Below are 23,725 nucleotides of genomic sequence, written 5' to 3' on the forward strand. Positions count from 1 at the left end.
AAATCCCCCGAGGTGTTATGCCTGTATAGAAGTTAGAACGGCTTGACCACGACCAGAATTACGATAGCCAGCAATATCAGAACCGGCACTTCATTGAACCAGCGATAAAAGACATGGCTGCGGGTGTTCTCGCCACGGGCGAAGCGTTTTACCTGCGCACCGCACATGTGGTGGTAACCGATCAGCAAGACCACCAGGGTCAGCTTGGCGTGAATCCAGCCGCCCATGCTGAAGATGCCCGGATTGAGGTAGATCAGCCAGCCGCCGAAGATCAGCGTGGCGATCATCGCCGGGCCCATGATGCCGCGATATAGCTTGCGCTCCATGACGCTGAAGCGTTCCTTGCTGATCGCGTCTTCACTTTGCGCGTGATAAACGAACAGCCGGGGAAGATAGAACAGCCCGGCAAACCAGCACACGACACTGACGATGTGAAACGCTTTGATCCACAGATAGAGCATTTTTAGTTATTCCCAGGTTCACGGTAGCCGGGATAGTAGAGGCTTGAGCGTCCGCACGTCACCTTGATGGTTGTCGCAGGGGCGCGCGGCCCCTATTATCGACGGCTTTCCAGTGGGTTCGTTGAGGGCAGGTTTATGGTCAAGGTCGGTATCGTCGGCGGCACGGGTTACACCGGTGTCGAACTGCTGCGTCTGTTGGCACAGCATCCGCAGGCAGAAGTGGTGGTAATCACTTCCCGATCCGAGGCCGGTCTGGCCGTGGCTGACATGTACCCGAACCTGCGCGGCCACTACGACGGTCTGGCGTTCAGCGTTCCCGATATCAAGACCCTTGGCGCTTGTGATGTGGTGTTCTTCGCCACTCCGCACGGTGTTGCCCATGCCCTGGCCGGTGAATTGCTGGCGGCGGGCACCAAGGTCATCGACCTGTCAGCGGATTTCCGTCTGCAGGACGCTGAAGAATGGGCCAAGTGGTACGGCCAGCCACACGGTGCGCCGGAATTGCTGGACGAGGCGGTCTACGGTCTGCCGGAAGTCAATCGCGAGCAGATCAAGAAGGCTCGTCTGATCGCCGTTCCCGGCTGCTATCCAACCGCTACACAGTTGGGTTTCCTGCCGCTGCTTGAGGTGGGTCTGGCTGACACTTCGCGTCTGATCGCTGACTGCAAATCCGGCGTCAGCGGTGCCGGTCGCGGCGCGTCTGTAGGCTCGCTGTACTCCGAGACGTCGGAAAGCATGAAGGCTTACGCGGTGAAAGGTCACCGTCATCTGCCGGAAATTCGCCAAGGTCTGCGTCGCGCTGCCGGTAAGGACGTTGGTCTGACCTTTGTGCCGCACCTGACGCCGATGATCCGTGGCATTCACTCCACGCTCTATGCGACCGTGGTCGATCGTTCGGTGGATCTGCAGGCGCTGTTTGAAAAGCGTTATGCCAACGAACCGTTTGTCGATGTGATGCCGGCCGGCAGCCATCCGGAAACCCGCAGCGTACGTGGCGCCAATGTCTGCCGCATTGCAGTACATCGTCCGCAGGATGGTGATTTGGTGGTGGTGCTGTCGGTGATCGACAACCTGGTCAAAGGCGCGTCGGGTCAGGCGGTGCAGAACATGAATATCCTGTTCGGCCTGGATGAGCGCTTCGGCCTGTCCCACGCCGGCATGCTGCCGTAACACTTTCGGCAACACAGCAATAAGGCCCGTCAAACGGGCCTTTTTGCATTCTGGGCAGTTGGTCGGGTTTATTGATATACCGTAACAATAGTTGACCGATTTTCTAGGACAAGCGGATAATGCGCGTCATCACGCATTATGGCGGCGTAACGCCGGGAGATAGTCAGCATGAGCGTCGAATCCTTCACCCCCACGGCTTTGCAATTCACCCAAGGTGCTGCGCACAAGGTGAAGAGCCTGGTCGATGAAGAGGGGAATGATCGCTTGAAGCTGCGCGTATTCGTTACGGGCGGCGGTTGTTCGGGGTTTCAGTACGGCTTCACCTTCGATGAGGATGTGGCCGAGGACGACACCATCGTCGAGCGCGAAGGCGTGAGTCTGGTGGTCGATCCGATGAGTTTCCAGTACCTGGCGGGTGCCGAAGTGGACTACCAGGAAGGTCTGGAAGGTTCGCGCTTTGTGATCAAGAACCCGAACGCCACCACGACCTGTGGTTGCGGCTCTTCGTTCTCGATCTGATCGCACCTCGCTACACACAACAAAACGCCGCAGAGCCTTACGGTTCTGCGGCGTTTTTTTGTTGTCGGCGTTTTGTTCAGTTGGGGTAAATGGCGCCGAGTACCCGCAGGCCTTTGGCGCCGGTGACGCTCGGACGGTTGGCGGCAATGCCTTCGAGGCAGCAATGGGCCAGCCAGGCGAAGGCCATTGCCTCGACCCAGTCCGGATCGACGCCGTGAGTGGCGGTGCTGGCCACGGTAGCGTTTGGCAACAGGTCGGCCAGACGCTTCATCAGCGTGACGTTGTGAGCGCCGCCGCCGCAGACCAGCATTTCCCGGGTATCGGCTTGAGCGGTTTGCAGCGACTCGACAATGGTCAGCGCCGTCAGTTCGAGCAGCGTTGCCTGGACGTTTTCAGGGGCGAAGCTCGGTAGCTCTGAGAGATGGTGTTCCAGCCAAGGCAGGTTGAACACTTCCCGGCCAGTACTCTTTGGACCTTTGGTCACGAAGAACGGATCGCTGAGCAGCGCTTTCAGCAAGACTGGCTCGACGGTGCCGGTGGCTGCCCACTGGCCGTTGCGATCATAGTTCTCGCCGCGTTGCTGATGAATCCAGGCATCCATCAGCACATTCCCGGGGCCGCAGTCGAAACCGGCTACAGGCCTGGTCGGCTCAATCAGACTCAGATTGCTGAAACCGCCGACATTCAAGACTGCACGGTTACCGCTACGCTCCTCGAACAAAGCTTCATGGAAGGCAGGCACCAGCGGCGCACCCTGGCCGCCAGCAGCCACATCACGGCTGCGGAAGTCACTGATCACGGTGATGCCGGTCAGCTCGGTCAGTAGTGCGGGATTGCCGATCTGCACGGTGAAGCCGCGAGCGGGCTCATGGCGAATGGTCTGACCGTGGCTGCCGATTGCGCGAATGGCTTCAGGTTTGAGTTGCTGCTGATCGAGGAGGGTGTTGATGCCCTGTGCGGCGAGTTTTACCCAGTGCTGCTGGGCGAGCGCCGAGCGGGCGATCTCGTCAGGGCCGCTGACGCACAGGCCAAGCAGCTCGGTGCGCAGGGATTCGGGCATGGGGATGTAGTGCGTGGCGATCAGTCTGATCGCCGAGGTCTGCTCGATCAGGGCGATGTCCAGCCCGTCGAGACTGGTGCCGGACATCACGCCGATATAAAGAGCCATGGCTTAGCGCTTGCTCGAAGCCAGCATGGTGGCCTTCTCTTGGTCCATACGGGCCATCAACGGCTGGCTCTGTGCAAGGAAGCGTGCGCGCTCGGATTTGGCGATCGGATCAGCCATCGGCAGCTTCTGGCCCAGCGGGTCGACGTGAACGCCGTTGACCTGGAACTCATAGTGCAAGTGCGGTCCGGTGGACAGGCCGGTGGTACCGATATAGCCGATTACCTGGCCCTGCTTGACGGTGCCGCCGGTTTTCACGCCTTTGGCGAAACCTTGCATGTGGCCGTAGAGCGTACGGTAGGTGTTGCCGTGCTGAATGATCACCGTGTTGCCGTAGCCACCGCGGCGACCAGCCAGCAGCACTTTACCGTCGCCGGCAGCCTTGATTGGCGTACCGCGTGGAGCTGCGTAATCGACGCCTTTGTGGGCGCGGATCTTGTTGAGGATCGGGTGTTTGCGGCCCATGGAGAATTTAGAACTGATGCGGGCGAAGTCCACCGGGGTACGGATGAACGCCTTGCGCATGCTGTTGCCATCGGCGGTGTAATAGCTGCTGTTGCCTTGTTTATTGGTGTAACGCACGGCGGTGTAGGTCTTGCCGCGGTTGGTGAAGCGCGCAGACAGGATCGGGCCGGTGCCCACTGCCTTGCCGTTGACCACTTTCTGCTCGTAGATCACGTCGAATTCGTCACCCTGGCGGATGTCCTGCGCAAAGTCGACGTCGTAGCCGAATACGCTGGCCATATCCATGGTCAGGCTATGGGACAGGCCTGCGCGGGCAGCGGATTGTGACAGTGAGCTATTGATCACGCCGTGCACGTAAGCCGTGCGAACGGTAGGTTTAGCGGTGACGCGGTTGAACGCATAGCCCTTGTCGTTCTTGGTCAGGGTGATGGTTTCTACGTCGTTGACCTTGCTGTGCAGGCTGGTCAGTTGGCCTTGCGGGTTCAGTTCGAACTCGAGCTTCTGGCCGTGCTTGAGCTGGCTGAACTGTTTGGCTTGTTTATCACTGGCCAGGACTTCATGCACGGCGGCGGCTGGCAGGCCGACTTTCTCGAATAATGTAGAGAGCGTATCGCCCTTTGAGACGATGACTTCGCGATGTCCCGGGGCTTTCGGTTTTTCCGCAGTCGGAGCAGGTGCAGGTGCGGCCTCAGCGGTTTTCGGGGTGTCTTCGGTGCTGTTTTCGATCTGGGCGAAAGGTGAGGCTACTGGCTCATTTGTGGCTTGAACCGCGTCAGCAGCGTCTTGATCTTGTGTCAGTTGTTCAGCAGGACTTTCCAGTTCAAGGCTCAGGGTCGTCTTTTTGGCTTCAACATCACTGGAAGGGAATACCAGGAGCGCCAGGCTGAGAAGGGCGGCGATTCCACTTGCGGCAAGCAGGTGGGTCTTCGGGTAAAGCGGTGGCGCTTTAGACGGTTCAGTGGTCATAAGTAATTTTGACTTTGAAAAAAGATGAATTGGAAAAGATGAATGACATGATGAAGATGAAATAACTGTATAAAATATAACCAAATCATCCCCGAAGCAAGTCTACAGACAGCCTGTCTGCAGATTGGTGTCCGTGCGCCGGGCAAAACTTGTAATTGGTGCACGATCTTGTATGGTTGGTTCCCTTTGAATCTGAGCCTTGCGGGTCTGTTATGAAGTCGGTTGAAGAGCAGCTAGCGCTGATTAAACGTGGTGCGGAAGAACTATTGGTCGAGTCCGAGCTGATCGAGAAGCTCAAGCGCGGCCAGCCGCTGCGTATCAAGGCTGGTTTCGATCCAACCGCCCCGGATCTGCACTTGGGTCACACCGTGCTTATTAATAAGCTGCGCCAGTTCCAGGAATTGGGGCATCAGGTGATCTTCCTGATTGGTGACTTCACCGGCATGATCGGTGATCCAAGCGGCAAGAGCGCTACGCGTCCTCCTTTGACTCGCGAGCAGGTTTTGGAAAACGCCGAGACCTACAAGTCTCAGGTATTCAAGATTCTTGATCCGGCGAAAACCGAAGTTGCGTTCAACTCCACCTGGATGGATCAGATGGGGCCGGCGGACTTCATTCGTCTGACTTCGCAATACACCGTCGCGCGTATGCTTGAGCGTGATGACTTCGATAAGCGTTACACCACCAACCAACCGATCGCCATTCACGAGTTTCTCTATCCGCTGGTTCAGGGTTATGACTCGGTTGCTCTGCGCGCGGATGTCGAGTTGGGCGGTACCGATCAGAAGTTCAACTTGCTGATGGGGCGTGAGCTGCAGCGTGGATATGGCCAGGAAGCTCAATGCATTCTGACCATGCCACTGCTAGAAGGTCTGGATGGCGTGAAGAAGATGTCCAAGTCGTTGGGCAACTACGTCGGTATCCAGGAAGCGCCAGGTGTGATGTACGGCAAGCTGGTCTCGATCCCGGATGCGTTGATGTGGCGTTACTTTGAGCTGCTCAGCTTCCGTTCGATGGATGAGATCGAAGCCTTCCGTGCGGATGTAGAGGCTGGGGCTAACCCGCGCGATATCAAGATCAAGCTGGCAGAAGAGATTGTCGCTCGCTTCCACGGTGAGGAGGCTGCCGCCAATGCGCATCGCGCTGCTGGTAACCGTATGAAGGATGGTGAACTGCCGGATGATCTGCCGGAGATTGAGCTGGCTTCTGCTGAAGATATGCCGATTGCGGCCGTCCTTAATAAGGCAGGCCTGGTGAAGAACTCGGCGGCTGCGCGTGATCTGTTGGCTTCCGGCGGTGTGCGTGTGGATGGTGAGGTGGTTGATCGCTCCTTTATATATGTACTGGGTGCGACCCACGTTTGTCAGGCGGGCAAGAAGGCATTTGCACGCATCACGCTGAAATCTGAATAAAGTTGGATCTAGGGGTTGACGGCGAATTTTAGAAGTCTATAATTCGCCCCACTTCCGGCGCAGTCGAAACGGAAAACTCCTTGAGATTCAATGAGTTAAGCAGTTTTCGACAGCGGCTTGCTTCAGTTCATCGAAGCCTGGAAGGAGTTGAAAGAGCGGTGATGTTTGGCTCTTTTGACGGTTCGATCTTCTCGGTCGAAAGCGGAGAAAAAGAGGTGTTGACAGCAGCGTGTAACGCTGTAGAATTCGCCTCCCGCTAACGAGAGATCGGAAGCGCAAGTGGTTGAAGTTGTTGAAGAAATCTTCGAAAACTTCTGAAAATAATCACTTGACAGCAAATGAGGCTGCTGTAGAATGCGCGCCTCGGTTGAGACAAAAGATCTTAACCAACCGCTCTTTAACAACTGAATCAAGCAATTCGTGTGGGTGCTTGTGGAGTCAGACTGATAGTCAACAAGATTATCAGCATCACAAGTTACTCCGCGAGAAATCAAAGATGTAACCAACGATTGCTGAGCCAAGTTTAGGGTTTCTTAAAAACCCAAAGATGTTTGAACTGAAGAGTTTGATCATGGCTCAGATTGAACGCTGGCGGCAGGCCTAACACATGCAAGTCGAGCGGATGAAAGGAGCTTGCTCCTGGATTCAGCGGCGGACGGGTGAGTAATGCCTAGGAATCTGCCTGGTAGTGGGGGACAACGTTTCGAAAGGAACGCTAATACCGCATACGTCCTACGGGAGAAAGCAGGGGACCTTCGGGCCTTGCGCTATCAGATGAGCCTAGGTCGGATTAGCTAGTTGGTGAGGTAATGGCTCACCAAGGCGACGATCCGTAACTGGTCTGAGAGGATGATCAGTCACACTGGAACTGAGACACGGTCCAGACTCCTACGGGAGGCAGCAGTGGGGAATATTGGACAATGGGCGAAAGCCTGATCCAGCCATGCCGCGTGTGTGAAGAAGGTCTTCGGATTGTAAAGCACTTTAAGTTGGGAGGAAGGGCAGTAAATTAATACTTTGCTGTTTTGACGTTACCGACAGAATAAGCACCGGCTAACTCTGTGCCAGCAGCCGCGGTAATACAGAGGGTGCAAGCGTTAATCGGAATTACTGGGCGTAAAGCGCGCGTAGGTGGTTTGTTAAGTTGGATGTGAAATCCCCGGGCTCAACCTGGGAACTGCATCCAAAACTGGCAAGCTAGAGTATGGTAGAGGGTGGTGGAATTTCCTGTGTAGCGGTGAAATGCGTAGATATAGGAAGGAACACCAGTGGCGAAGGCGACCACCTGGACTGATACTGACACTGAGGTGCGAAAGCGTGGGGAGCAAACAGGATTAGATACCCTGGTAGTCCACGCCGTAAACGATGTCAACTAGCCGTTGGGAGCCTTGAGCTCTTAGTGGCGCAGCTAACGCATTAAGTTGACCGCCTGGGGAGTACGGCCGCAAGGTTAAAACTCAAATGAATTGACGGGGGCCCGCACAAGCGGTGGAGCATGTGGTTTAATTCGAAGCAACGCGAAGAACCTTACCAGGCCTTGACATCCAATGAACTTTCCAGAGATGGATTGGTGCCTTCGGGAACATTGAGACAGGTGCTGCATGGCTGTCGTCAGCTCGTGTCGTGAGATGTTGGGTTAAGTCCCGTAACGAGCGCAACCCTTGTCCTTAGTTACCAGCACGTTATGGTGGGCACTCTAAGGAGACTGCCGGTGACAAACCGGAGGAAGGTGGGGATGACGTCAAGTCATCATGGCCCTTACGGCCTGGGCTACACACGTGCTACAATGGTCGGTACAGAGGGTTGCCAAGCCGCGAGGTGGAGCTAATCCCACAAAACCGATCGTAGTCCGGATCGCAGTCTGCAACTCGACTGCGTGAAGTCGGAATCGCTAGTAATCGCGAATCAGAATGTCGCGGTGAATACGTTCCCGGGCCTTGTACACACCGCCCGTCACACCATGGGAGTGGGTTGCACCAGAAGTAGCTAGTCTAACCTTCGGGAGGACGGTTACCACGGTGTGATTCATGACTGGGGTGAAGTCGTAACAAGGTAGCCGTAGGGGAACCTGCGGCTGGATCACCTCCTTAATCGACGACATCAGCTGCTCCATAAGTTCCCACACGAATTGCTTGATTCATTGAAGAAGACGATAGAAGCAGCTTTAAGCTCCAAGCTGATAGCTCTTAGCTAATCAGTTACGCGCTCGAAATTGGGTCTGTAGCTCAGTTGGTTAGAGCGCACCCCTGATAAGGGTGAGGTCGGCAGTTCGAATCTGCCCAGACCCACCAATTTTGTATGGGGCCATAGCTCAGCTGGGAGAGCGCCTGCCTTGCACGCAGGAGGTCAGCGGTTCGATCCCGCTTGGCTCCACCATTAACTGCTTCTGCTTGTTAGAGTTTAGAAATGAATATTCCGGTGTGAATATTGATTTCTAGTCTTTGATTAGATCGTTCTTTAAAAATTTGGGTATGTGATAGAAAGATAGACTGAACGTTACTTTCACTGGTAACGGATCAGGCTAAGGTAAAATTTGTGAGTGACTCTTAAGAGTTTTGCGAATTTTCGGCGAATGTCGTCTTCACAGTATAACCAGATTGCTTGGGGTTATATGGTCAAGTGAAGAAGCGCATACGGTGGATGCCTTGGCAGTCAGAGGCGATGAAAGACGTGGTAGCCTGCGAAAAGCTTCGGGGAGTCGGCAAACAGACTTTGATCCGGAGATGTCTGAATGGGGGAACCCAGCCATCATAAGATGGTTATCTTGTACTGAATACATAGGTGCAAGAGGCGAACCAGGGGAACTGAAACATCTAAGTACCCTGAGGAAAAGAAATCAACCGAGATTCCCTTAGTAGTGGCGAGCGAACGGGGACTAGCCCTTAAGTGGCTTTGAGATTAGCGGAACGCTCTGGAAAGTGCGGCCATAGTGGGTGATAGCCCTGTACGCGAAAATCTCTTGGTCATGAAATCGAGTAGGACGGAGCACGAGAAACTTTGTCTGAATATGGGGGGACCATCCTCCAAGGCTAAATACTACTGACTGACCGATAGTGAACTAGTACCGTGAGGGAAAGGCGAAAAGAACCCCGGAGAGGGGAGTGAAATAGATCCTGAAACCGTATGCGTACAAGCAGTGGGAGCCCACTTTGTTGGGTGACTGCGTACCTTTTGTATAATGGGTCAGCGACTTATTTTCAGTGGCGAGCTTAACCGAATAGGGGAGGCGTAGCGAAAGCGAGTCTTAATAGGGCGTCTAGTCGCTGGGAATAGACCCGAAACCGGGCGATCTATCCATGGGCAGGTTGAAGGTTAGGTAACACTGACTGGAGGACCGAACCGACTACCGTTGAAAAGTTAGCGGATGACCTGTGGATCGGAGTGAAAGGCTAATCAAGCTCGGAGATAGCTGGTTCTCCTCGAAAGCTATTTAGGTAGCGCCTCATGTATCACTGTAGGGGGTAGAGCACTGTTTCGGCTAGGGGGTCATCCCGACTTACCAAACCGATGCAAACTCCGAATACCTACAAGTGCCGAGCATGGGAGACACACGGCGGGTGCTAACGTCCGTCGTGAAAAGGGAAACAACCCAGACCGTCAGCTAAGGTCCCAAAGTTATGGTTAAGTGGGAAACGATGTGGGAAGGCTTAGACAGCTAGGAGGTTGGCTTAGAAGCAGCCACCCTTTAAAGAAAGCGTAATAGCTCACTAGTCGAGTCGGCCTGCGCGGAAGATGTAACGGGGCTCAAACCATACACCGAAGCTACGGGTATCACGTAAGTGATGCGGTAGAGGAGCGTTCTGTAAGCCTGTGAAGGTGAGTTGAGAAGCTTGCTGGAGGTATCAGAAGTGCGAATGCTGACATGAGTAACGACAATGGGTGTGAAAAACACCCACGCCGAAAGACCAAGGTTTCCTGCGCAACGTTAATCGACGCAGGGTTAGTCGGTCCCTAAGGCGAGGCTGAAAAGCGTAGTCGATGGAAAACAGGTTAATATTCCTGTACTTCTGGTTATTGCGATGGAGGGACGGAGAAGGCTAGGCCAGCTTGGCGTTGGTTGTCCAAGTTTAAGGTGGTAGGCTGAGATCTTAGGTAAATCCGGGATCTTAAGGCCGAGAGCTGATGACGAGTTACCCTTTGGGTGACGAAGTGGTTGATGCCATGCTTCCAAGAAAAGCTTCTAAGCTTCAGGTAACCAGGAACCGTACCCCAAACCGACACAGGTGGTTGGGTAGAGAATACCAAGGCGCTTGAGAGAACTCGGGTGAAGGAACTAGGCAAAATGGCACCGTAACTTCGGGAGAAGGTGCGCCGGTGAGGGTGAAGGACTTGCTCCGTAAGCTCATGCCGGTCGAAGATACCAGGCCGCTGCGACTGTTTATTAAAAACACAGCACTCTGCAAACACGAAAGTGGACGTATAGGGTGTGACGCCTGCCCGGTGCCGGAAGGTTAATTGATGGGGTTAGCTAACGCGAAGCTCTTGATCGAAGCCCCGGTAAACGGCGGCCGTAACTATAACGGTCCTAAGGTAGCGAAATTCCTTGTCGGGTAAGTTCCGACCTGCACGAATGGCGTAACGATGGCGGCGCTGTCTCCACCCGAGACTCAGTGAAATTGAAATCGCTGTGAAGATGCAGTGTATCCGCGGCTAGACGGAAAGACCCCGTGAACCTTTACTATAGCTTTGCACTGGACTTTGAATTTGCTTGTGTAGGATAGGTGGGAGGCTTTGAAGCGTGGACGCCAGTTCGCGTGGAGCCATCCTTGAAATACCACCCTGGCAACTTTGAGGTTCTAACTCAGGTCCGTTATCCGGATCGAGGACAGTGTATGGTGGGTAGTTTGACTGGGGCGGTCTCCTCCTAAAGAGTAACGGAGGAGTACGAAGGTGCGCTCAGACCGGTCGGAAATCGGTCGTAGAGTATAAAGGCAAAAGCGCGCTTGACTGCGAGACAGACACGTCGAGCAGGTACGAAAGTAGGTCTTAGTGATCCGGTGGTTCTGTATGGAAGGGCCATCGCTCAACGGATAAAAGGTACTCCGGGGATAACAGGCTGATACCGCCCAAGAGTTCATATCGACGGCGGTGTTTGGCACCTCGATGTCGGCTCATCACATCCTGGGGCTGAAGCCGGTCCCAAGGGTATGGCTGTTCGCCATTTAAAGTGGTACGCGAGCTGGGTTTAGAACGTCGTGAGACAGTTCGGTCCCTATCTGCCGTGGACGTTTGAGATTTGAGAGGGGCTGCTCCTAGTACGAGAGGACCGGAGTGGACGAACCTCTGGTGTTCCGGTTGTCACGCCAGTGGCATTGCCGGGTAGCTATGTTCGGGAAAGATAACCGCTGAAAGCATCTAAGCGGGAAACTTGCCTCAAGATGAGATCTCACTGGAACCTTGAGTTCCCTGAAGGGCCGTCGAAGACTACGACGTTGATAGGTTGGGTGTGTAAGCGCTGTGAGGCGTTGAGCTAACCAATACTAATTGCCCGTGAGGCTTGACCATATAACACCCAAGCAATTTGACTACTCGAGAGAGCATCAGATTGCGGTGTGTGAAGACGCAATGAACCGAAAGTTCGCGATGCTCACAAACACCTGTATCACATACCCGATTTGCTGAAGCGAGGCCAACAGGTCACGAGTCAGTACCCGAATTTCTTGACGACCATAGAGCGTTGGAACCACCTGATCCCATCCCGAACTCAGAAGTGAAACGATGCATCGCCGATGGTAGTGTGGGGTTTCCCCATGTGAGAGTAGGTCATCGTCAAGATTAAATTCCGAAACCCCAATTGCGAAAGCAGTTGGGGTTTTGTTTTGCCCGCAGGAAAGTGGTTTGCTTGATTTCTATGCAATCGCCCGGCTCATGGCTATTATTCGGGCCTCATTGTGAGGCGAGACCTGCATGCTGACGTTGTTGAATCTTTTGAAGGATGGTCGATTCCATTCTGGCGAGGCTCTCGGGCTTGCCTTGGGTATCAGTCGGAGTGCGGTATGGAAGCAGCTCCAGCATCTTGAGGCTGAACTCGGGTTGTCCATTAACAAAGTGCGGGGCAGAGGCTATCAGCTGGCTGCGCCCTTGACGCTGCTCGATCCTCTCAAAATTGGTGCCTTGGCACCGGTTTGGCCAATTACAGTCTTTGATTCCATTGACTCCACCAATGCAGAAGCGCTACGCGCGATCAATCAAGGTCGAGTGGCGCCGTTCCTGGTATTGGCAGAACGGCAGATTTCTGGTCGTGGCCGCAGGGGACGTAAGTGGGTAAGCCCCTTTGCTGAAAATCTCTATTACAGCCTTGTCCTGCGCATCGAAGGTGGCATGCGCCAGCTTGAGGGCTTGAGTCTGGTGGTCGGTTTGGCGGTTATGCATACCCTGCGAAAGCTGGGCGTGTCGGGCGCTGGATTGAAGTGGCCAAACGACTTGCTGGTTGGAAACAAGAAAATCGCCGGTATCCTCCTCGAGCTTGTAGGTGATCCAGCAGATGTATGCCATGTGGTGTTGGGTATAGGCATCAATGTAAACATGCAGATTGCTGATGAGGTTGACCAGCAATGGACATCGATACGGCTGGAGACAGGCAAAAGCTGTGATCGCAACGTCTTGGTGGCTGAGCTGAGCGAGCAACTGCGCGGCTATATCCAGCGCCATCAGGCCGATGGCTTTTCGGCGCTCCAGGAGGAGTGGGAGAAGGGTCATATGTGGCAGGGTCGACCGGTTTCTTTGATTGCCGGCGTTAGTCATATAGAAGGTGTAGTGCTCGGCATTGATGGTCAAGGTGCGCTGCGCTTGATGGTGGATGGCGTGGAAAAAGTATTTAGTGGTGGTGAGCTCAGCCTGAGGTTGCGTGATGATTCTTGAGCTCGACTGTGGGAACAGCTTTATCAAGTGGCGCGTATTGAGTACTGCGGCTGGAGGTCTTTTCGCGGAAGGCGTGGTCGACTCGGATCAAGCGCTGGTGGATAGCCTGCGTGCATTTGACGGCCTATTGCTGCGCAAATGTCGCTTGGTCAGTGTCAGAACCGGTGAAGAAACAGCCGCACTCAGTCGGATTCTTGAGCAGACGTTCGGCGTCTCGGTCGTGTGTGCCAAGGCGGCCAGTGAAATGTCTGGTGTCAGGAATGGCTATGACGACTACGAGCGTTTGGGGCTGGATCGCTGGTTGGCGATGCTTGGTGGTTTTCACCTGGCTGCAGGCGCCTGTCTGATTCTGGATTTCGGCACTGCTGTGACGGCGGATTTTATTAATGCTGAAGGGGAGCATCTCGGCGGTTTTATTTGCCCTGGAATGCCATTGATGCGTAATCAGTTGCGCACTCACACCCGGAATATCCGTTACGGAGATTTGGCCGCTGAGCGAGCCTTGACGAGTCATGCCCCGGGGCGGAGCACTGTCGAGGCGGTGGAGCGTGGATGCTCCTTGATGTTGAGAGGATTTGTCCTGACCCAAATGGAAATGGCTCGATCCTATTGGGGGGAGGGCTTCACCGTCTTTATTACAGGCGGCGACGCTGGATTGGTTGCGGACGTCGTGCCTGATGCTCGGATTGTCCCTGACCTGGTGTTTGTAGGGCTGGCCATGGCGTGTCCTTTATCTTGAGGTTTGTATGCGTTGGTTGTTCCTGCTGCTTGTTGTACTCAATGTGTTCTATTACGTCTGGCATCAGCAGGAAGCGCCCTTGCGTGCAAAAGATGTCACGCCTCTCAGCATGTACCGTGGATCTCAGCAGGACATTCGCTTGCTGAGCGAAGCTGGTGGTGACTCCCGAGAAGTGCCGGGCGCGCGCCGCGCCGGACAGGATTGTCTGTTCTTGGGCGGTTTGAGTCGCGAGGAGGGCGTTTCCGGACTGCAGCAGCGGCTGGTGGCCATGAATGTGAAGGCTCAACCATTGCAAAAGGATCTCCCTGAGCCTGGTTACTGGTTGCGCATTGCGCCCGAAAGCCAGCGTTTATTGGGGGATGTGCAGTTGCAGAACCTTTCCAAGGAATTCAATGAGTTAAAACATAAAATAATGCTGTGTGAAGGGGTTGCACCGCTGGAATAGTTTGCATAGAATGGCGCCCGCTCCACAGCGAACACCTAAACAGGTTGTCAAAGCGGAGCAGTGTCAACGCAGCTAACCTCAGGTTTTTAATGAGAAAATGCTTGACAGAAGGTCGGCATAGTATAGAATGCCGGCTCGCTTAGGAGGGGTTCCCGAGCGGCCAAAGGGATCAGACTGTAAATCTGACGTCTACGACTTCGAAGGTTCGAATCCTTCCCCCTCCACCATTTTTAGCGTGAGCTGCAAGCTCCGCGGGTATAGTTTAGTGGTAGAACCTCAGCCTTCCAAGCTGATGATGCGGGTTCGATTCCCGCTACCCGCTCCAAGTTTGCAGGTTGTGCAAAGTGTTACGCTCTTGTAGCTCAGTTGGTAGAGCACACCCTTGGTAAGGGTGAGGTCAGCGGTTCAAATCCGCTCAAGAGCTCCATATAACAAGGCAGATATGAAAATATCTGCCTTTGTTTTAATGGTAGATATCGTTCGTCTAATTCTTCTGTTGAGGGTGTTATCGATGGCTAAGGAAAAATTTGATCGTTCCCTGCCCCACGTCAACGTAGGGACCATTGGTCACGTTGACCACGGTAAAACCACTCTGACCGCTGCTCTGACCCGCGTCTGCTCCGAAGTTTTCGGTTCGGCCGTAGTTGAATTCGACAAGATCGACAGCGCTCCAGAAGAAAAAGCTCGCGGTATCACCATCAACACCGCACACGTTGAGTACAACTCGCTGATCCGTCACTACGCTCACGTTGACTGCCCAGGTCACGCTGACTATGTGAAGAACATGATCACCGGTGCTGCTCAAATGGACGGCGCTATCCTGGTTTGCTCGGCCGCTGATGGTCCGATGCCACAAACCCGTGAGCACATCCTGCTGTCCCGTCAGGTAGGCGTTCCGTACATCGTGGTTTTCCTGAACAAGGCTGACCTGGTAGACGACGCTGAGCTGCTGGAACTGGTTGAGATGGAAGTTCGCGACCTGCTGTCCACCTACGACTTCCCGGGCGATGACACTCCAATCATCATCGGTTCGGCTCGTATGGCGCTGGAAGGCAAAGACGATAACGAGATGGGCACCACTGCCGTCAAGAAACTGGTTGAGACTCTGGACAGCTACATCCCAGAACCAGTTCGTATGATCGACAAGCCATTCCTGATGCCAATCGAAGACGTATTCTCGATCTCGGGTCGTGGTACTGTTGTGACTGGTCGTATCGAGCGCGGTATCGTTCGCGTTCAAGATGCACTGGAAATCGTTGGTCTGCGCGACACCACCACCACCACCTGCACCGGTGTTGAAATGTTCCGCAAACTGCTCGACGAAGGTCGTGCTGGCGAGAACTGCGGCGTTCTGCTGCGTGGTACCAAGCGTGACGACGTTGAGCGTGGTCAGGTTCTGGTCAAACCAGGTTCGGTTAAGCCGCACACCAAGTTCACCGCAGAAGTTTACGTTCTGAGCAAGGAAGAAGGCGGTCGTCACACTCCGTTCTTCAAAGGCTACCGTCCACAGTTCTACTTCCGTACTACTGACGTGACTGGTAACTGCGAGCTGCCAGAAGGCGTTGAAATGGTAATGCCGGGTGACAACATTCAGATGACTGTTACCCTGATCAAAACCATCGCGATGGAAGACGGTCTGCGTTTCGCTATCCGTGAAGGCGGTCGTACCGTCGGCGCTGGCGTCGTAGCTAAAATCATCGAATAAGCGGTTGTAATGTATTTTTCGGGCCGGCATAATGGTCGGCCTGATTTTGTTTTAGGTCAGTAGCTCAATTGGCAGAGCGACGGTCTCCAAAACCGTAGGTTGGGGGTTCGATTCCCTCCTGACCTGCCAGATTCACTCGGTGTGTCTGGCTTTCTTTTCACAGGATCTTCATAGATGACTCCTAAGGCTGAAGCTCAAGGCTCTCGCTTCGATCTGCTCAAGTGGCTTGTAGTAGTTGCTTTGGTGATTGTTGGCGTTGTTGGCAATCAGTATTACGCTGCTTCGCCGATCCTGTACCGTGTACTCGCTTTGCTCGTAATTGCTGCTGTAGCTGCCTTTGTAGGCCTGCAGACAGCAAAGGGCAAGTCGTTCTTTGTACTGGTTAAGGAAGCTCGCACCGAGATTCGTAAAGTCGTATGGCCAACTCGCCAGGAAACCACGCAGACAACGTTGATCGTTGTTGCTGTGGTTATCGTTATGGCGTTGCTGTTGTGGGGTGTTGACTCCCTGCTCGGCTGGCTTGTTTCCTTGATTGTCGGCTAAGGGTGTCCCGTGGCTAAGCGTTGGTACGTTGTGCATGCTTACTCGGGTTACGAGAAGCATGTCATGCGCTCGCTGATTGAGCGCGTAAAGCTGGCTGGCATGGAAGATGGCTTCGGCGAAATTCTGGTTCCCACTGAAGAAGTGGTTGAAATGCGTAATGGCCAGAAGCGCAAAAGCGAACGCAAGTTCTTCCCAGGTTATGTGCTGGTACAGATGGATATGAACGAGGGTACTTGGCACTTGGTCAAGGATACTCCTCGGGTGATGGGCTTTATTGGCGGTACCGCCGACAAGCCCGCTCCAATCACCGACAAAGAGGCGGAAGCCATTCTGCGTCGCGTGGCCGATGGTAGCGATAAGCCGAAGCCGAAGACTCTGTTTGAGCCAGGTGAGGTGGTTCGTGTTACTGACGGGCCATTCGCTGACTTTAACGGCACTGTCGAAGAAGTTAACTACGAAAAGAGCCGTGTCCAGGTGGCAGTGCTTATTTTCGGTCGCTCTACTCCGGTAGAGTTGGAGTTCAGTCAGGTCGAAAAGGTCTAGCTGAACAAGCATCCCAACCCCGCAGCCCTAGGCTGTGGGGTTTTGTCGTCACTGGGATAAACGCGCAAGTAACCGGGGAGCCTTTCGAGGCGTTCGAACCCGTAATTGGAGTGCCTCATGGCCAAGAAGATTACCGCTTACATCAAGCTGCAAGTGAAGGCCGCTCAGGCTAACCCAAGTCCACCTGTTGGTCCTGCTCTGGGTCAGCACGGCGTGAACATCATGGAATTCTGCAAGGCTTTCAACGCCCGTACTCAGGGTCTTGAAGCAGGTCTGCCGACTCCAGTGATCATCACTGTCTACAGCGACCGTAGCTTCACTTTCGAAACCAAATCCACCCCTGCTTCGGTTCTGCTGAAGAAGGCGGCCGGTCTGACCAGCGGTTCCGCTCGTCCGAACACCGTTAAGGTTGGCACTGTTACCCGTGCTCAGCTGGAAGAAATCGCGAAAACCAAAAACGCGGATCTGACTGCAGCTGATATGGATGCAGCCGTGCGTACTATCGCCGGTTCTGCTCGTAGCATGGGCCTTAACGTGGAGGGTGTGTAATGGCTAAGCTGACCAAGCGTCAAAAGGCTATCGCCGGCAAAATCGAAGCAGGCAAGGCCTACAACATTGTAGACGCTGCTGCTCTGCTGGCTGAGCTGTCGACTGTCAAGTTCAGCGAGTCGTTCGACGTTGCTGTAAACCTGGGTGTAGACCCGCGTAAATCCGACCAGGTTGTTCGTAGCGCTACTGTGCTGCCACACGGCACTGGCAAGACCGTTCGCGTTGCTGTGTTCACCCAGGGTCCAGCTGCTGAGGCCGCTCTGGCTGCCGGCGCTGACCGTGTAGGTATGGACGACCTGGCTGCCGAAATGAAAGGCGGCGACCTGAACTATGACGTAGTGATCGCATCCCCGGATGCCATGCGCGTTGTAGGTCAACTGGGTCAGATCCTCGGTCCACGTGGCCTGATGCCTAACCCGAAAGTCGGCACCGTAACTCCAGACGTAGCCACCGCGGTTAAAAACGCCAAGGCTGGTCAGGTTCGTTATCGCACCGACAAAAACGGCATCATCCACACCTCCGTTGGCAAGATCGGCTTTGATGCCGTCAAGCTGAAGGAAAACGTTGAAGCCCTGATCGCTGATCTGAAGCGTATCAAGCCAGCTTCCTCGAAAGGTATTTACGTCAAGCGCGTTACCCTGAGCACCACTATGGGCCCAGGTCTGGTTATCGACCAGAGCTCGCTGGACGCGTAAGACAAAGGTTGGTGCGATTATTCGCGCCAATTGAAAGATTGGGGTCCCTGCCTGGCGGGGGCTATCCAAGACCGTAGGCGGCGCAAGCCTTAAACCACAAGCCTACGCAGATGGTGCTCCCGGTTCCTTACCGAATCAGACACCAAAACGACATTCGGTTTCGATCGAGTGAAACGGTAACAAGCAGGAGTTAAACCCGTGGCAATTAATCTCGAAGACAAGAAGGCCATCGTCGCTGAAGTCAACGAGGCTGCCAAAGTCGCTCTGTCCGCTGTCGTGGTTGATGCACGTGGCGTAACAGTAGGCGCAATGACCGGACTCCGTAAAGAGGCTCGTGAAGCTGGCGTTTACGTACGTGTTGTACGTAACACCCTGCTCAAGCGCGCTGTTGCTGACACTGAATACAGTGTTCTCAACGACGTGTTCACCGGCCCGACCCTGATTGCATTCTCGAACGAACATCCGGGCGCTGCTGCCCGTATCTTCAAAGAGTTTGCCAAGGGTCAGGACAAGTTCGAGATCAAGGCAGCTGCGTTCGAGGGCAAGTTCCTCGCAGCTAATCAGATCGACGTACTGGCAACTCTGCCGACCCGTGACGAAGCAATTTCTCAGCTGATGAGCGTGATTCAAGGCGCTACCAGCAAATTGGCTCGTACTCTGGCGGCAATTCGCGACCAGAAAGAAGCTGCTGCAGCCTAAGGCTCGTCAACTTCTCGCGTTTTTTGTTTATTTCGATGGTCGCGTAGGCCGTCCCCCAATTCAGGAATTGAGTCATGTCTCTGACTAACGAACAAATCATCGAAGCAATCGGCCAGAAATCCGTAGTGGAAATCGTTGAGCTGATCAAAGCGATGGAAGAAACCTTCGGCGTTACCGCTGCTGCCGCTTCGGCTGGTCCAGCTGCTGCTGCCGCTGTTGTTGAAGAGCAAACCGAGTTCAACGTTGTTCTGCTGGAAGCTGGCGAGAAGAAGGTTAACGTGATCAAGGCAGTTCGTGAACTGACTGGTCTGGGCCTGAAAGAAGCCAAAGAGAAAGTAGACGGCGCTCCTCAGGTTGTAGCTGAAGGCGTTTCGAAAGAAGCTGCTGAAGACGCTAAGAAGAAGCTGGAAGAAGCAGGCGCTAAAGTCGAACTGAAATAAGTATCGACTTTGCTCCTCCAGCCCGAGCGTCAAGCGACAGGCTGATGGCTGGTGGCTCTTGCCACCGGCCTTTTTCCGTTATTGGCAGCCGACTGGGTCGGTGCTGATAAAGGTGCTGTAACCACCCGATGCGGTGGCGCAAACCATGGGGTTTGCACGATTTTCTGGCTGCTCCCGTCGGGAGGGGCCAAACAAGCAGGTGACCAAGCTGGGGAACGCTGATGGCTTACTCATATACTGAGAAAAAACGTATCCGCAAGGACTTTAGCAAGTTGCCGGACGTCATGGATGTGCCGTACCTCCTGGCCATCCAGCTGGATTCGTATCGTGAATTCTTGCAAGCGGGAGCGACTAAAGATCAGTTCCGCGACGTGGGCCTGCATGCGGCCTTCAAATCCGTTTTCCCGATCATCAGCTACTCCGGCAATGCTGCGCTGGAGTACGTCGGTTATCGCCTGGGCGAACCGGCATTTGATGTCAAAGAATGCGTATTGCGCGGTGTAACTTTCGCCGTACCTTTGCGGGTAAAAGTGCGCCTGATCATTTTCGACAAAGAATCGTCGAACAAAGCGATCAAGGACATCAAAGAGCAAGAAGTCTACATGGGCGAAATCCCATTGATGACTGAGAACGGTACCTTCGTAATCAACGGTACCGAGCGTGTTATCGTTTCCCAGCTGCACCGTTCCCCGGGCGTGTTCTTCGACCACGACCGCGGCAAGACGCACAGCTCCGGTAAACTGCTTTACTCCGCGCGCATCATCCCTTACCGCGGTTCGTGGCTGGACTTTGAGTTCGACCCGAAAGACTGCGTGTTCGTGCGTATCGACCGTCGTCGCAAGCTGCCGGCTTCGGTACTGCTGCGCGCGCTCGGCTACACCACCGAAGAAGTGCTGGACGCGTTCTACACCACCAACGTATTCCACGTTAAAGGCGAAGGCCTGAGCCTGGAACTGGTGCCTCAGCGTCTGCGCGGTGAAGTGGCTGTCCTCGATATCCAGGACGATAAAGGCAAGGTTATTGTCGAGCAGGGCCGTCGTATTACTGCCCGCCACATCAACCAGCTGGAAAAAGCCGGGATCAAAGAGCTGGACGTGCCTCTGGACTACGTCCTGGGTCGCACCACCGCCAAGGTCATCGTGCATCCGGCCACCGGCGAAATCCTGGCAGAGTGCAACACCGAACTGTCGACTGAAGTCCTGGCGAAAATCGCCAAGGCCGGCGTCGTTCGTATCGAAACTCTGTACACCAACGACATCGACTGCGGTCCGTTCGTCTCCGACACGCTGAAGATCGACTCCACCAGCAACCAATTGGAAGCGCTGGTCGAGATCTATCGCATGATGCGTCCAGGCGAGCCGCCAACCAAAGACGCTGCCGAAACCCTGTTCAACAACCTGTTCTTCAGCCCTGAGCGCTATGACCTGTCTGCGGTCGGCCGGATGAAGTTCAACCGTCGTATCGGTCGTACCGAGATCGAAGGTTCGGGCGTGCTGTGCAAGGAAGACATCGTCGCGGTACTGAAGACTCTGGTCGATATCCGTAACGGTAAAGGCATCGTCGATGACATCGACCACCTGGGTAACCGTCGTGTTCGCTGCGTAGGCGAAATGGCCGAGAACCAGTTCCGCGTTGGCCTGGTACGTGTTGAGCGTGCGGTCAAAGAGCGTCTGTCGATGGCTGAAAGCGAAGGCCTGATGCCGCAAGACCTGATCAACGCCAAGCCAGTGGCTGCGGCGGTGAAAGAGTTCTTCGGTTCCAGCCAGCTCTCGCAGTTCATGGACCAGAACAACCCGCTGTCCGAGATCACCCACAAGCGTCGTGTCTCTGCACTCGGCCCTGGCGGTCTGACTCGTGAGCGCGCAGGCTTTGAAGTCCGTGACGTACATCCGACTCACTACGGTCGTGTCTGCCCGATTGAAACGCCGGAAGGTCCGAACATCGGTCTGATCAACTCCCTGGCTGCTTATGCCCGCACCAACCAGTACGGCTTCCTGGAAAGCCCGTACCGCGTGGTGAAAGAGGGTGTGGTCACTGACGAGATCGTGTTCCTGTCCGCCATTGAAGAAGCCGATCACGTGATCGCGCAGGCTTCGGCGACCATGAACGACCAGAAAGTCCTGATCGACGAGCTGGTAGCCGTACGTCACCTGAACGAATTCACCGTCAAGGCGCCGGAAGACGTCACCCTGATGGACGTATCGCCGAAGCAGGTAGTTTCGGTTGCAGCGTCGCTGATTCCGTTCCTCGAGCACGACGACGCCAACCGTGCGTTGATGGGTTCGAACATGCAGCGTCAAGCTGTACCAACCCTGCGCGCTGACAAGCCGCTGGTAGGTACCGGCATGGAGCGTAACGTGGCTCGCGACTCTGGCGTTTGCGTCGTGGCTCGTCGTGGCGGCGTGATCGACTCTGTTGATGCCAGCCGTATCGTGGTTCGTGTTGCCGATGACGAAGTTGAAACCGGTGAAGCTGGTGTCGACATCTACAACCTGACCAAATACACCCGCTCGAACCAGAACACCTGCATCAACCAGCGTCCGCTGGTGAGAAAGGGCGATCGCGTTCAGCGTAGCGACATCATGGCCGACGGCCCGTCCACCGACATGGGTGAACTGGCACTGGGTCAGAACATGCGCATCGCGTTCATGGCATGGAACGGCTTCAACTTCGAAGACTCCATCTGCCTGTCCGAGCGTGTGGTTCAGGAAGACCGCTTCACCACGATCCACATTCAGGAACTGACCTGTGTGGCCCGTGACACCAAGCTTGGCCCAGAGGAAATCACTGCAGACATCCCGAACGTGGGTGAAGCTGCACTGAACAAGCTGGACGAAGCCGGTATCGTTTACGTAGGTGCTGAAGTCGGCGCAGGCGACATCCTGGTAGGTAAGGTCACTCCGAAAGGCGAGACCCAACTGACTCCGGAAGAAAAACTGCTGCGTGCGATCTTCGGTGAAAAAGCCAGCGACGTTAAAGACACCTCCCTGCGTGTACCTACCGGTACCAAAGGTACTGTCATCGACGTACAGGTCTTCACCCGCGACGGCGTTGAGCGTGATGCTCGTGCACTGTCGATCGAGAAGTCCCAGCTGGACGAGATCCGCAAGGATCTGAACGAAGAGTTCCGTATCGTTGAAGGCGCGACCTTCGAACGTCTGCGCTCCGCTCTGGTAGGCCACAAGGCTGAAGGCGGCGCCGGTCTGAAGAAAGGTCAGGACATCACCGACGAAGTTCTCGACGGTCTTGAGCATGGTCAGTGGTTCAAGCTGCGCATGGCTGAAGATGCTCTGAATGAGCAGCTCGAGAAGGCTCAGGCCTACATCGTTGATCGCCGCCGTCTGCTGGACGACAAGTTCGAAGACAAGAAGCGCAAACTGCAGCAGGGCGATGACCTGGCTCCAGGCGTGCTGAAAATCGTCAAGGTTTACCTGGCAATCCGTCGTCGCATCCAGCCGGGCGACAAGATGGCCGGTCGTCACGGTAACAAAGGTGTGGTCTCCGTGATCATGCCGGTTGAAGACATGCCGCACGATGCCAATGGCACCCCGGTCGACGTCGTTCTCAACCCGCTGGGCGTACCTTCGCGTATGAACGTTGGTCAGATCCTTGAAACCCACCTGGGCCTCGCGGCCAAAGGTCTGGGCGAGAAGATCAACCGGATGGTCGAAGAGCAGCGTAAAGTCGCTGAACTGCGCACCTTCCTGGACGAGATCTACAACCAGATCGGCGGTCGTAACGAAGATCTGGACAGCTTCTCCGATCAGGAAATCCTGGATCTGGCGAAGAACCTGCGTGGCGGCGTTCCAATGGCCACTCCAGTGTTCGACGGTGCCAAGGAAAGCGAAATCAAGGCCATGCTGAAACTGGCAGACCTGCCGGAAAGCGGCCAGATGCAGCTGACTGACGGCCGTACCGGCAACAAGTTCGAGCGTCCAGTTACCGTTGGCTACATGTACATGCTGAAGCTGAACCACTTGGTAGACGACAAGATGCACGCGCGTTCTACCGGTTCGTACAGCCTGGTTACTCAGCAGCCGCTGGGTGGTAAGGCACAGTTCGGTGGTCAGCGTTTCGGGGAGATGGAGGTCTGGGCACTGGAAGCATACGGTGCTGCATACACTCTGCAAGAAATGCTCACAGTGAAGTCGGACGATGTGAACGGCCGTACCAAGATGTACAAAAACATCGTGGATGGCGATCACCGTATGGAGCCGGGCATGCCCGAGTCCTTCAACGTGTTGATCAAGGAAATTCGTTCCCTCGGCATCGATATCGATCTGGAAACCGAATAACACGTGACGCGATCGAGAGCGGGGCAGGATTGCCCGCTCTCTGCTCCGCCAGG

At 54.8% G+C, this 23,725-nt stretch carries 17 protein-coding genes, 6 tRNA genes and 3 rRNA genes; 23 read left to right on the forward strand and 3 right to left on the reverse strand.

Going from position 1 to position 23,725, the window contains the following annotated elements:
- Positions 1 to 32 precede the first annotated feature (32 nt).
- Positions 33 to 461, reverse strand: coding sequence for a protoporphyrinogen oxidase HemJ (gene hemJ / locus JFU48_RS10075; protein ID WP_098965883.1), 429 nt, complete (start codon positions 459 to 461; stop codon positions 33 to 35).
- Between the two features lie 135 nt (positions 462 to 596).
- On the opposite strand from hemJ, the gene argC reads away from it, so the two are divergent.
- Positions 597 to 1,631: an N-acetyl-gamma-glutamyl-phosphate reductase gene (gene argC, locus JFU48_RS10080; protein WP_201136437.1), complete on the forward strand. Its 1,035-nt coding sequence runs from the start codon at positions 597 to 599 to the stop codon at positions 1,629 to 1,631.
- 168 nt (positions 1,632 to 1,799) lie between these two features.
- Positions 1,800 to 2,150: an iron-sulfur cluster insertion protein ErpA gene (gene erpA, locus JFU48_RS10085; protein WP_003228776.1), complete on the forward strand. Its 351-nt coding sequence runs from the start codon at positions 1,800 to 1,802 to the stop codon at positions 2,148 to 2,150.
- 76 nt (positions 2,151 to 2,226) lie between these two features.
- Here erpA and JFU48_RS10090 read toward each other — a convergent pair whose 3' ends face one another.
- Positions 2,227 to 3,318 carry an anhydro-N-acetylmuramic acid kinase gene (locus JFU48_RS10090; RefSeq protein WP_201136438.1) on the reverse strand — a complete coding sequence of 364 codons (1,092 nt, stop codon included), beginning with the start codon at positions 3,316 to 3,318 and terminating at the stop codon, positions 2,227 to 2,229.
- Between the two features lie 3 nt (positions 3,319 to 3,321).
- Positions 3,322 to 4,746: a peptidoglycan DD-metalloendopeptidase family protein gene (locus JFU48_RS10095; RefSeq protein WP_201136439.1), complete on the reverse strand. Its 1,425-nt coding sequence runs from the start codon at positions 4,744 to 4,746 to the stop codon at positions 3,322 to 3,324.
- A gap of 212 nt (positions 4,747 to 4,958) precedes the next feature.
- Here JFU48_RS10095 and tyrS point away from each other — a divergent pair, with 212 nt between their 5' ends.
- The 21 genes from tyrS (at position 4,959) to rpoB (ending at position 23,672) form a co-directional block, all read left to right on the forward strand.
- Positions 4,959 to 6,158: a tyrosine--tRNA ligase gene (gene tyrS / locus JFU48_RS10100; protein WP_201136440.1), complete on the forward strand. Its 1,200-nt coding sequence runs from the start codon at positions 4,959 to 4,961 to the stop codon at positions 6,156 to 6,158.
- A gap of 553 nt (positions 6,159 to 6,711) precedes the next feature.
- Positions 6,712 to 8,248 (forward strand): 16S ribosomal RNA (locus tag JFU48_RS10105).
- 124 nt (positions 8,249 to 8,372) lie between these two features.
- Positions 8,373 to 8,449 (forward strand) — tRNA-Ile (locus tag JFU48_RS10110).
- A gap of 9 nt (positions 8,450 to 8,458) precedes the next feature.
- Positions 8,459 to 8,534 (forward strand) — tRNA-Ala (locus JFU48_RS10115).
- 237 nt (positions 8,535 to 8,771) lie between these two features.
- A 23S ribosomal RNA gene (locus JFU48_RS10120) occupies positions 8,772 to 11,663 on the forward strand.
- A 154-nt stretch (positions 11,664 to 11,817) separates the two neighbouring features.
- Positions 11,818 to 11,933: ribosomal RNA gene (gene rrf / locus JFU48_RS10125) — 5S ribosomal RNA — on the forward strand.
- Together the 16S, 23S and 5S rRNA genes with 2 tRNA genes alongside form the textbook arrangement of a ribosomal RNA operon.
- Positions 11,934 to 12,065: 132 nt before the next feature.
- Positions 12,066 to 13,019, forward strand: a complete 954-nt coding sequence (gene birA, locus JFU48_RS10130; protein ID WP_201136441.1) for a bifunctional biotin--[acetyl-CoA-carboxylase] ligase/biotin operon repressor BirA — start codon at positions 12,066 to 12,068, stop codon at positions 13,017 to 13,019.
- Positions 13,009 to 13,758 carry a pantothenate kinase gene (locus JFU48_RS10135; RefSeq protein ID WP_201136442.1) on the forward strand — a complete coding sequence of 250 codons (750 nt, stop codon included), beginning with the start codon at positions 13,009 to 13,011 and terminating at the stop codon, positions 13,756 to 13,758. Before birA ends, JFU48_RS10135 begins: the two co-directional genes overlap by 11 nt.
- Positions 13,759 to 13,765: 7 nt before the next feature.
- Positions 13,766 to 14,203 carry a hypothetical protein gene (locus JFU48_RS10140; protein WP_003228761.1) on the forward strand — a complete coding sequence of 146 codons (438 nt, stop codon included), beginning with the start codon at positions 13,766 to 13,768 and terminating at the stop codon, positions 14,201 to 14,203.
- A 142-nt stretch (positions 14,204 to 14,345) separates the two neighbouring features.
- Positions 14,346 to 14,430 (forward strand) — tRNA-Tyr (locus JFU48_RS10145).
- A 24-nt stretch (positions 14,431 to 14,454) separates the two neighbouring features.
- Positions 14,455 to 14,528 (forward strand) — tRNA-Gly (locus JFU48_RS10150).
- A 26-nt stretch (positions 14,529 to 14,554) separates the two neighbouring features.
- Positions 14,555 to 14,630: transfer RNA gene (locus tag JFU48_RS10155), tRNA-Thr, on the forward strand.
- An 84-nt stretch (positions 14,631 to 14,714) separates the two neighbouring features.
- Entirely contained in the window at positions 14,715 to 15,908 is a 1,194-nt protein-coding gene (gene tuf, locus JFU48_RS10160; protein WP_024164425.1) for an elongation factor Tu, read from the forward strand.
- A gap of 53 nt (positions 15,909 to 15,961) precedes the next feature.
- Positions 15,962 to 16,037: transfer RNA gene (locus tag JFU48_RS10165), tRNA-Trp, on the forward strand.
- 45 nt (positions 16,038 to 16,082) lie between these two features.
- Entirely contained in the window at positions 16,083 to 16,451 is a 369-nt protein-coding gene (gene secE / locus JFU48_RS10170; protein WP_003228759.1) for a preprotein translocase subunit SecE, read from the forward strand.
- Between the two features lie 9 nt (positions 16,452 to 16,460).
- The gene (gene nusG / locus JFU48_RS10175) at positions 16,461 to 16,994 is read left to right on the forward strand and encodes a transcription termination/antitermination protein NusG (RefSeq protein WP_025113545.1); all 534 of its coding nucleotides are present in this window, start codon (positions 16,461 to 16,463) and stop codon (positions 16,992 to 16,994) included.
- A 117-nt stretch (positions 16,995 to 17,111) separates the two neighbouring features.
- On the forward strand, positions 17,112 to 17,543 hold the full coding sequence (rplK, locus tag JFU48_RS10180) for a 50S ribosomal protein L11 (protein ID WP_003228756.1): 432 nt from the start codon (positions 17,112 to 17,114) through the stop codon (positions 17,541 to 17,543).
- On the forward strand, positions 17,543 to 18,238 hold the full coding sequence (gene rplA, locus JFU48_RS10185; RefSeq protein ID WP_003228754.1) for a 50S ribosomal protein L1: 696 nt from the start codon (positions 17,543 to 17,545) through the stop codon (positions 18,236 to 18,238). Before rplK ends, rplA begins: the two co-directional genes overlap by 1 nt.
- A gap of 198 nt (positions 18,239 to 18,436) precedes the next feature.
- Positions 18,437 to 18,937 carry a 50S ribosomal protein L10 gene (rplJ, locus tag JFU48_RS10190; RefSeq protein WP_003228752.1) on the forward strand — a complete coding sequence of 167 codons (501 nt, stop codon included), beginning with the start codon at positions 18,437 to 18,439 and terminating at the stop codon, positions 18,935 to 18,937.
- Positions 18,938 to 19,011: 74 nt separating this feature from the next.
- Positions 19,012 to 19,377 carry a 50S ribosomal protein L7/L12 gene (rplL, locus tag JFU48_RS10195; protein ID WP_003228750.1) on the forward strand — a complete coding sequence of 122 codons (366 nt, stop codon included), beginning with the start codon at positions 19,012 to 19,014 and terminating at the stop codon, positions 19,375 to 19,377.
- Positions 19,378 to 19,598: 221 nt separating this feature from the next.
- Positions 19,599 to 23,672: a DNA-directed RNA polymerase subunit beta gene (gene rpoB / locus JFU48_RS10200; RefSeq protein WP_003228748.1), complete on the forward strand. Its 4,074-nt coding sequence runs from the start codon at positions 19,599 to 19,601 to the stop codon at positions 23,670 to 23,672.
- The last annotated feature ends 53 nt before the right edge of the window (positions 23,673 to 23,725 follow it).

The organism is Pseudomonas sp. TH49 (assembly GCF_016650625.1).
GTDB lineage: Bacteria > Pseudomonadota > Gammaproteobacteria > Pseudomonadales > Pseudomonadaceae > Aquipseudomonas > Aquipseudomonas fluorescens_H.